7 protein-coding genes are annotated in these 9,542 nt (G+C 72.7%); all 7 read left to right on the plus strand.

Going from position 1 to position 9,542, the window contains the following annotated elements:
• The first annotated feature begins 68 nt into the window (after positions 1 to 68).
• The 7 genes from ACQP2P_RS20570 to ACQP2P_RS20600 all read left to right on the plus strand — a co-directional run bounded on the left by ACQP2P_RS20570 (position 69) and on the right by ACQP2P_RS20600 (position 9,400).
• Positions 69 to 1,304 carry a hydroxymethylglutaryl-CoA synthase family protein gene (locus ACQP2P_RS20570; protein ID WP_433618251.1) on the plus strand — a complete coding sequence of 412 codons (1,236 nt, stop codon included), beginning with the start codon at positions 69 to 71 and terminating at the stop codon, positions 1,302 to 1,304.
• On the plus strand, positions 1,295 to 2,071 hold the full coding sequence (locus ACQP2P_RS20575) for an enoyl-CoA hydratase-related protein (RefSeq protein WP_433618253.1): 777 nt from the start codon (positions 1,295 to 1,297) through the stop codon (positions 2,069 to 2,071). The genes ACQP2P_RS20570 and ACQP2P_RS20575 overlap by 10 nt, the downstream gene beginning before the upstream one ends.
• Before the next feature lie 38 nt (positions 2,072 to 2,109).
• Positions 2,110 to 4,350 carry an ACP S-malonyltransferase gene (fabD, locus tag ACQP2P_RS20580; protein WP_433618255.1) on the plus strand — a complete coding sequence of 747 codons (2,241 nt, stop codon included), beginning with the start codon at positions 2,110 to 2,112 and terminating at the stop codon, positions 4,348 to 4,350.
• A gap of 67 nt (positions 4,351 to 4,417) precedes the next feature.
• Positions 4,418 to 6,196: an amino acid adenylation domain-containing protein gene (locus ACQP2P_RS20585; RefSeq protein WP_433618256.1), complete on the plus strand. Its 1,779-nt coding sequence runs from the start codon at positions 4,418 to 4,420 to the stop codon at positions 6,194 to 6,196.
• Positions 6,193 to 7,143, plus strand: coding sequence for a chlorinating enzyme (locus tag ACQP2P_RS20590; protein WP_433618257.1), 951 nt, complete (start codon positions 6,193 to 6,195; stop codon positions 7,141 to 7,143). Before ACQP2P_RS20585 ends, ACQP2P_RS20590 begins: the two co-directional genes overlap by 4 nt.
• A gap of 69 nt (positions 7,144 to 7,212) precedes the next feature.
• Positions 7,213 to 8,394, plus strand: a complete 1,182-nt coding sequence (locus ACQP2P_RS20595; protein ID WP_433618259.1) for an alpha/beta fold hydrolase — start codon at positions 7,213 to 7,215, stop codon at positions 8,392 to 8,394.
• Positions 8,395 to 8,740: 346 nt separating this feature from the next.
• Entirely contained in the window at positions 8,741 to 9,400 is a 660-nt protein-coding gene (locus ACQP2P_RS20600) for a Crp/Fnr family transcriptional regulator (protein ID WP_433618261.1), read from the plus strand.
• Positions 9,401 to 9,542 lie beyond the last annotated feature (142 nt).

A 9,542-nucleotide genomic window follows, 5' to 3' on the forward strand; every position in this document is an offset into this window, starting at 1 on the left:
AATGCCATCGTGTTTCGCCTGCGCAGATTTGAGCAGACGGCGACGAGAGCGCTTCGTAGCGTGGCGGTGTGACGACCGTTGGCATCGAGGCTATCAACGCGTACATCGGCCCCGCGTCGCTGGACGTGCGGCAGCTGTTCGAGGCCCGGGGACTGGACCTGCGCCGCTTCGGCAACCTGCTGATGACGCGAAAATCGGTGAACCTGCCGTGCGAGGATCCGGTCACCAACGCGGTCAACGCGGCCAAGCCGATCGTCGACGCGCTGACCCCGGACGCCCGCGAGCGGGTGGAGCTGGTGATCGTCGGCACCGAGTCGGGCCTGGACTTCGGCAAGCCGATCAGCACGTACGTCCACGAGGCGCTGGGCCTGAGCCGGCGGTGCCGGTCGTTCGAGACCAAGCACGCCTGCTACGGCGGCACGGCGGCGCTGCAGATGGCGGCCGGCTTCGTCGCCACCCACCCCGATCCGCAGGTGCGCGCCCTCGTCATCGCCGCCGACGCGGCCAGCGTCGCGGCCCGCAACACCTACTGGGAGCCGTCGCAGGGCGCGGGCGCGGTCGCGCTCGTGGTCAGCCGCCAGGCCGACATCCTCGCCCTGGACGCCGGAGCCAACGGCTACTACAGCCACGAGGTGATGGACACGCTGCGCCCGCGCCCGGACCTGGAGGCGGGGGACTCGGACCTGTCGCTGCTGTCGTACATGCACTGCCTGGAGCAGTCCTACCAGCACTACACCGAGCGGGTCGCCGGCGCCGACATCATGACCACCTTCGACTACCTGGTGCTGCACACGCCGTTCGCCGGCATGGTCCGCAGCGCCCACCGCCAGCTGCTGCGCAAGCTCAAACGCATGCCGCCCGAGCAGATCGAGGCCGACTTCCAGGCCCGGGTGACGCCGTCGCTGCGCTACTGCACCGAGGTCGGCAACGTCTACTCCGCGGCGCTGTACCTCGCACTGTGCGCCCTGCTCGATCACGGCGACTTCGACCGGCCAAGACGCATCGGCCTGTACTCCTACGGCTCCGGCTGCGCCTCGGAGTTCTACAGCGGCGTGGTGGCCGAGGGCGCCGCCGCCCGGCTCGCCGCCCTCGACCTGCCCGGCGCGATCGCCGCCCGGCACCCGCTGACCATCGCGGAGTACGAGACCGTCTCCGACGACAGCCTGCACCGCATGTGCGGGGTGCGCGACCACGTCTTCGACGTCGGCGCATACGAGCACATCTACAAGACCCGGATGGAGGGGCGCGGGCTGCTCGTGCTCGGCGAGATCCGCGACTTCCACCGGAGGTACCGGTGGAGCTGACCGCACCCAACGGCACCCTGCGCCTGCGCGGCGAGGGCGCCGTGCTCACCGTCACGCTGGACCGGCCGCGCGAGCAGAACAGCATCACCCCCGGGCTGATGGCCGACCTGCACGGCGCGCTCGACCGCGCCGAGGCCGACCCCGGCTGCCGCGTCGTCGTGCTGCGGGCCGAGGGCTCGGCGTTCTGCAGCGGCATGGACCTGCACGCGGCCGCCGCGGGCACCGACGACCTGGCGGCGCACGGCGGCGAGCGATTCCTGGGACTGCTCAAGCGGCTCACCACCGTCGAGCGGATCGTCGTGTCCTGTGTGGACGGTCGCGCCTCCGGCGGCGGGGTCGGGATCGTGGCCGCCAGCGACCTCGTGCACGCGACGCCGGGCAGCCAGTTCGGCCTGCCCGAGGCGCTGTGGGGGTTGCTGCCGTGCTGCGTGCTGCCGTACCTCATCCGCCGCGTCGGCTTCCAGCGCGCCTACGCGATGACGCTGTCGACGCTGCCGGTCGGCGCCGCCGACGCGGCCCGGTGCGGCCTCGTCGACGAGCTGGCCGACGATCCCGAGCCGGCCCTGCGGCGGCTGCTCGTGCGCGCCACGAAGCTCGACGGCACGACGATCGGCGACCTCAAGCGGTACTTCCGCCGCATGTGGATCGTCTCGGAGGAGATGGAGGCCGACGCCGTGCGCGAGTTCGGCCGTCTCATGCACTCGCCGGTGGCCCGGGAGCGCATCACCGCGTTCGCCAGCGGCGCGCGGATGCCCTGGGACCGGTGAGCCGCGCCCATCCGACGAAACCTGCTGAAGGAGGCATCGTGCGGGCATGGCTGTTTCCCGGCCAGGGATCGCAGCGGCGGGGCATGGGGGCCGACGTGTTCGACCATCGGCCCGACCTGTTGGCCGAGGCGGGCGAGATCCTCGGATACGACGTGCGCGAGCTGTGTCTGCGCGACCCGGACAACCGGCTGCGGGACACCCGCTACGCCCAGCCGGCGCTGTTCATCGTCAACGCGCTGCACTGCCTGCAGCGCCGCGAGCGCGAGCCGGAGCCGGACTTCCTCGCCGGGCACAGCCTGGGGGAGTACGACGCGCTCTTCGCCGCCGGCTGCTTCGACTTCGCCACCGGCGTGCGGCTGGTGCGGCGCCGCGGCGAGCTCATGGCCCAGGCCGCCGCGGGCGGCATGCTCGCCGTCGTCGGGCTCCCCGCCGACCGGGTGGCCGCGCTGCTGCGCGAGACCGGCTGTGACGGCCCTGACGGCCCTGACGGCGTGGACGTCGCCAACCACAACAGCGACGAGCAGCTCGTGCTCTCCGGCCCCCGGGAGCGCCTCGACGCCCTGGTCGCGCCGGTGCGCGCGGCCGGCGGGCGGGCGGTGCCGCTGAACGTCAGCGCGCCGTTCCACTCCCGCTACATGCGCGACGCGGCGCGGGAGTTCGGGGCGTTCCTCGGCGGCTTCACGTTCGCCGCGCCGCGGATCCCGGTCGTGGCCAACGTGACCGCCCGGCCCTACCCGGCCGGCGAGATCGCGAGGCTGCTGCGCGAGCAGGTCGCGAGCCCGGTGCGGTGGTGGGACACGATGCTGTTCCTGCGCTCGTGCGGCGTCGAGGAGGCGGCGGAGGTGGGGCCCGGCGCCGTCCTGTCCGGGCTGTGGCGCGCCGCGGCCGCGATCACGCCGCCCGACCCGGCGGAGAGCCTGGGCAGCCGGGGGTTCCGCGACGACTACGGCGTGCGGTACGCCTACGCGGCCGGCTCGATGTACCAGGGCATCGCCTCCACCGCCCTCGTCATCCGCATGGCCAAGGCGGGCCTCATCGGGTTCTTCGGCGCCGGGGGCCTGCGTCTGGACGAGATCGAGGACGCGCTGCGGGAGCTCGGCGCCGCGCTCGGCCGCGGCGGGCGGTTCGGCATGAACCTGCTCTACGGCCTGGACGACGGCGCCCGCGAGGACGCCACCGTCGGGCTGTACCTCGACCACGGCGTGCGCTTCGTGGAGGCGGCCGGGTACACCCAGGTGACCGCCCCGGTGGTGCGGTTCCGGTTCTCGGGCGCGCACCGCGACGCCGCCGGCCGGCCGGTCGCCGTGCGCCACGTGCTGGCCAAGGTGTCGCGGCCCGAGGTCGCCGAGGCGTTCCTGAGTCCCCCGGCGGAGCCGTTGCTGCGCAAGCTGGTGGAGACCGGGCGGCTCACCGAGGACGAGGCGGCCGTCGCGCGGGAGCTGCCGGTCAGCGGCGACCTGTGCGTCGAGTCGGACTCCGGCGGGCACACCGACGCCGGGGTCGCGCTGACCCTCGTGCCCTCCATCGTGCGGCTGCGGGACCGGACCGTGCGGCACTACGGGTACGCGACGCCGGTGCGCGTCGGCGCGGCCGGCGGGCTGGGCTCGCCCGAGGCGGTCGCGGCGGCGTTCGTGCTCGGCGCCGACTTCGTCGTGACCGGCTCGGTGAACCAGTGCACGCCCGAGTCCGGCGCGTCCGCCGCGGTGAAGGACCTGCTGGCCGGGCTCGATGTCGCCGACACCACGTACGCGCCGGCCGGGGACATGTTCGAGCTCGGCGCGCGGGTGCAGGTGGTGCGGCGGGGCACGCTGTTCGCGGCCCGGGCCAACAAGCTCTACCAGCTCTACCGGCAGTACGACGCGCTGGAGGCCCTGGACGCGGCGGAGCTGGCCACCGTGGAGCGGTACTTCGGCCGCACCGTCGAGGAGGTGTGGAAGGAGACGGCGGACTACCTGGCCCGCACGCGCCCGGACGAGCTCGCCCGGGCCGAGCGCAACCCGCGCCTCCGCATGGCGCTGGTGTTCCGCTGGTACTTCGTGCACTCGACCCGGATGGCCGCGGCCGCCGACGACGAGCAGCGGGCAAACTACCAGATCCACTGCGGCCCGGCGATGGGGGCGTTCAACCGCTTCGTCGCCGGGACGCCGCTGCAGGACTGGCGGCAGCGCCACGTCGACGTCGTGGCGCAGCGCCTGATGCAAGGGGCCGCGGCGTGGCTGGCGGGCTTCTGCGCAAATGTGAGCAGCAGCGATGCGGCGGCAACGCTACGATGTAAGTGACGATCATCGATGTATGCAGACCGACGTATACGGAGTGCGGAGATGAAGTTCGCGACCACGAGGGGGCATGATGCGTGAGGATGGCGCCGCCTGCCTGCACGAGGTGTTCCGCCGCCGGGCCGAGCAGGACCCGGGCCGCACGGCGGTCGTCGCGCCGGACGGCCGGCTGACCTACGGGGAGCTCGCCGAGCGGGCGGGCCGGGTCGCGGCCCGGCTGCGCGAGGCCGGCATCGGCCCCGACATGACCGTCGGGCTCGCGGCCCGCCGCGGCACCGGCCTGATCGCCGGGCTGCTGGGCATTCTCGAGGCCGGCGCGGCGTACCTGTCACTCGACCCGGAGTACCCGGCGGCGCGCCTGCGCTACCTGCTCGAGGACAGCAAGGTGGCGGTGGTCGTCGCCGACGACGCCGCGGCACTGCCCGCCGACGCCCCGGTGCAGGTCGTGCCGCTGGATTCGCCGGCGGCCCCCGGGCCCGCCCCGACGGACGCGCCGGGCTGCGACGGCGACCGCCTCGCCTATGTCATCTACACGTCCGGCTCGACCGGGGCGCCCAAGGGCGTGCGGGTCGAGCACCACAGCGTGCTGCGGCTGTTCGAGCAGACCCGGTCCTGGTTCGGCTACGGGCCCGACGACGTCTGGACGATGGTCCACTCGACCAGCTTCGACTTCTCGGTCTGGGAGCTCTGGGGCGCCTTGCTGCACGGCGGCACGGTGGTCGTGGTCCCGGTCGAGGCCACCCGCAGTCCGCAGCTGTTCCGCGAGCTGCTCGCCCGTGAGCGCGTGTCGGTGCTCAGCGCCACGCCGTCGATGTTCCGCCAGCTGATGGCCGACGCCACCGAGCTGCCGCCGTCGCTGCGCTGCGTGGTCTTCGGCGGCGAGCGCCTCGACCCGGGGCTGCTGCGCCCCTGGATCGAACGCTTCGGCGACGCCCGGCCCGAGCTGGTCAACATGTACGGCATCACCGAGACCTGCGTGCACGTCACCTACCGCCGCATGCGCCGCGCCGACCTCGACCGGCCCGGCGACAGCCCGATCGGCGTGCCGATCCCGGACCTGCGCGTGCACGTGCTGGACGGCGACGGCCGGCCCGTCGCCGACGGCGTCGCCGGCGAGCTGTACGTCGGCGGCCCCGGCGTGGCCCGTGGCTACCTCGACCGCCCGGAGCTGACCGCCGAGCGGTTCGTGACGCTCTGCGTGGACGGCGCCGAGCCCGAGCGGCTGTACCGCTCCGGCGACCTCGTCGTGCGCGAGGGCGGCGAGCTGTACTACGCCGGCCGCGCCGACGAGCAGTTCAAGGTGCGCGGCTTCCGCGTCGAGCCCGGCGAGATCGAGGCCTGCCTCGCCGCCGACCCGCGCGTCGGCGCCGTCGCCGTGCTCCCGCACGACTTCGGCGACGGCGACCTGCGCCTGGTGGCCCACGTCGTCCCGGCCGCCGGAGCCGGCCGCGACGCCCTGGACGGGGCGCTCGCCGCGCGGGCGCGGGCCGAGCTGCCGGTCCACCTGCGCCCGGCCGAGTACCGGGTGCTGGACCGGATGCCGCTGACCCCGTCGGGCAAGACCGACCGCGCCGCGCTGGCCGCCTACGACCCGCGCGCCGCCGCCGCCGCGGCCCCCGCGGCGGGCGACGGCGACGTGCTCGCCGTGGTCGGCTCGCTCGCCGGCGCGGTGCTCGGCCGGGAGCGGGTGAACCCCGACACCGACCTGTTCGACATCGGCGCCACGTCGCTGGCCTTCATCCGGATCATCGCCGAGGTGAACCGCCGCTTCGGCACCGAGCTCAACGGCAGCGAGCTCGGCGTCGCCACGCTGCGGCGGATCGCCACCTGCGTCAAGGAGCAGTCATGACCATCGCTGACGAGACCCACCGCTTCGCGCTGAGCGCCGAGGAGCTGGCGAGCTTCCGCGAGCGCGGATACTTCGGCCCGTTCAAGGTCTACGAGATCGACCAGATGCGCGAGACGTGGCGGCGCGAGCGGCTCGCGCTCATGGACCGCTCGGCCGCCGTCTACCAGGACGAGGCGGCGACGTCGGGCAACACCAACATCGCCAACTACGACCGGCACCTGGACATGGCGTTCCTCGCCGAGCACATCCTGCGCCCGCAGATCACCGACCGCGTGGCCAGCGTGCTCGGGCCGGACGTGCTGTGCTGGCGCACGGAGTTCTTCCCGAAGTACCCCGGCGACGAGGGCACCGACTGGCACCAGGCCGACACGTTCGCCAACGCCTCCGGCACGCCGCAGATCCTCTGGCCGGACGAGGCCAAGGACTTCGGCGGCACGATCACCGTGTGGACCGCCTTCACCGAGGCCAACGAGGACAACGGCTGCCTGCAGTTCATCCCCGGTTCACACCAGCAGATGCACTACGACGAGACCAAGCGGATGCACTACGACCCGGCGGGGATCAACGCGCGGGACAAGGAGGGCGTGCGCCGCGGCTTCTTCGGCTACGACTACCGGGAGCTGCAGGTCGACCCGGACTGGAAGCCCGACGAGTCCAAGGCCGTGTCGATGGTGATGCGCCCGGGTGAGGCGATCATGTTCTGGTCGACGCTCATGCACGCCTCCCACCCGCACAGCGGCCGGACCGACGAGATGCGGCTGGGCTTCGCCGCGCGGTATGTGCCGACATCGGTAAGAGTGTATCCGGACACTGATGCCATCGAGGAGTACGGCGGCCGGGTCTCACTCGATCGCTACGGTGTGGTGCTGGTGCGGGGCGACGATCGCTTCGGCCACAACCGCCTCACCGACCGCACGACCCGGGGGCACCAGTTCCGGCGCGACTGAGCGCTTCCGGGACAGCAACGGCAACGGCGAGGGGCCGGCGCGCTGCGTCGGCGATGGAGGTCAGAGGCGATGGGAGCCGGTTCCATCGAGGCGGTGGCGCGGCTCACCGAGCGCGTGCTGAGTGTGCGGCCGCTCGCGGGCGTGCTGAGCCCGCCGGTCGCCGTGGCGAGCGCCGCGGCCGGCCCGGTCGAGCTGCACGCGACCGGGCGCCTGCTCGGCTGTGTGGCCGACCGGGTCGGCGCCGGGGCGTTCCGGCTGCTCGGCGCCGGTGAGGCGGCCCCGGACGTCTTCGCCGGGGTCGTCGGGCGCCGTCTCGACCTCTCGGCCGCCTGGCTGCGTGAAGCCGCCGCCGACCCGCCCGAGCCACCCGACGTCGCGGCCGCCGCCGCGGACGTGCTGGCCCGCAGCTTCGGCGCCGCCTGCCGGCGCGCCGAGCTGCTCCGGCCCGACGGCGCGCGGCTGACCGCCTACGCCGCCGGTGACCCCGCCGCCCCGGCCGTCGTGCTCGCCTCGGCCTGCGGTATGCCGGTCGAGCTGAGCGAGCACTGGGTGCGCCGGCTCCAGCGGACCCATCACGTCGTGACCTGGGAGAGCCGCTGGCTGTTCGGCCCCGGCGTGCGCGACCCCGAGGACGGCCCCGCCTCCGACGTCGCCGCGCAGGCCGCCGACCTGATCGCGGTGATGGACCACTTCGGCGTCGGCCGCGCGCACCTGATGGGGCTGTGCGGCGGCGCGGTGATCGCCCTGGACGCCGCGGTGCGGTGGCCGGCCCGCTTCACCTCCATGAGCCTGTGGCACGGCGACTTCGAGCTCGGCCCGGTCGCCCCCAAGACCGATCACCAGCGCAACCTGCAGGCCCTGCTGGACATGGCCCGGCAGGGGCGCGCCGGATCGGCCGCCGTGCACCGGGTGCTGAGCAACTCGCTCGTCGAGCAGCTGCCCGAGGACATGGCGCACCTGGTCATCTACCCGTATGCGACGGGCGAGCTGTGGTATCGCTACAGCCTGCTCAACGGCGCCATCATGGCCACCGACGTGCGGGGGCACCTGCCCCGAATCGCCCTGCCCACGCTCGTGGTGACCAGCGCCGACGACACGACCGCCCACCCCGACGGCTCCATCGCGGTCGCCCGCGGCCTCGACGAGGTGACACTGCACATCGCCCCGCACGGCGATCACATCTCACTCTTCCGCGGACCCGCGGAGCTGATCGATCTGGCCCTGGACTTCGCGCAGCGGAACCGGCCGTGACCCGCGCCGCCGTGACCCTCGCGTGTCATCGGGCACCGCGATGCCGCGGTGTCGGGGTGCTCGGCTCCAGTGCCGGCCGGCATGGGTGGTCCCCGCGGACCAGCCCCTGCCGGCCGCGCTGTCTGTGGGGCGCGCCGATCGGCTGCGCGGATCTGCGCCGCGGACCTCCCCCTAGCACGACGTGACACACATCGCCAGGTGTTGATTCGCGCTACGTCAGCGTAGTGTTACGCTTCGTGCCCGGACGGCCGGGCCGCCATGCTGTGCGGTCGAGTCCGGTGCCGTTGCTCGGTTTCGAAACGAGTGTGGGCTTGGGGGCTCCGTGTCAATCGGCAATCATGACGCCATGCCGGAGATGTTCGGTCACAAGCTGCGGGAATTCGTGGAAAACAGTCCCGCGAGCGTTTCCAAGGTAACGATCGAAAAAGGCGAAAATCTCTACAACTACGGCAACAGTGACGGCAACGTCTATCTCCTCGAGTCCGGTCTGATGAAGACGGTCATATATGCCAAGGACGGCAAGAAGTGCCTGCTGTCGATCTGCACGCCGGGCGACTCGCTCGGTGAGCTCGCGATGTTCCTGCCGTGCTGCACCGAGACCGCCTCGGCGATGAAGCGCTCGGTGGTGTGGCAGATCCCGGTCGTGCGCTTCCTCGAGGCCCTGGCCGACGACGAGCTGGTCGAGGGCCTGGTGCGGCACCTCGCGCAGCGAGTGGCCGAGCAGCAGCAGATCATCGCCAACCTGGTGATGATGGATTCGGAGCGCCGGCTCGGCGCCACCCTGCTCAGCCTGGCCCGCAAGCTCGGCCGGGTGCACGGCTCGCACTTACTCATCGACGACCGCATCACCCAGGACGACCTGTCCGGAATGGTCGGCACGACCCGTTCGCGGGTGGGGTTCTTTCTCAAGCGGTTCCGGGCGGCCGGTCTCGTGGACCTCTCGCCGCAGGCGTTTCTCGCGGTCCATGAGCCGTCAATGGCCGCCTATGTTGAGGCCGGTGTCTGAAAACGGCTGCCGACCCTGCTCAGTTCTGAGCAGGAATGTTGCTCGGCGGCGTTTAGCATCGGCATTGCAATAACAACCATCGTAAATCTCTTCACGCGCCGATGAACCGGCGTGCGGCCGCGGCCGTGCGCCGGACGGCGGC

The organism is Dactylosporangium sp. CA-139114, assembly GCF_050955725.1.
Classification (GTDB): Bacteria; Actinomycetota; Actinomycetes; order Mycobacteriales; family Micromonosporaceae; genus Dactylosporangium.

Excerpts from the sequence above, each read along its gene's own strand:
- ACQP2P_RS20595 (WP_433618259.1), top strand. The coding sequence starts at position 7,213 with ATGGGAGCCGGTTCCATCGAGGCGGTGGCGCGGCTCACCGAGCGCGTG.
- ACQP2P_RS20590 (WP_433618257.1), top strand. The coding sequence starts at position 6,193 with ATGACCATCGCTGACGAGACCCACCGCTTCGCGCTGAGCGCCGAGGAG.
- ACQP2P_RS20600 (WP_433618261.1), top strand. The coding sequence starts at position 8,741 with ATGCCGGAGATGTTCGGTCACAAGCTGCGGGAATTCGTGGAAAACAGT.
- ACQP2P_RS20585 (WP_433618256.1), top strand. The coding sequence starts at position 4,418 with ATGATGCGTGAGGATGGCGCCGCCTGCCTGCACGAGGTGTTCCGCCGC.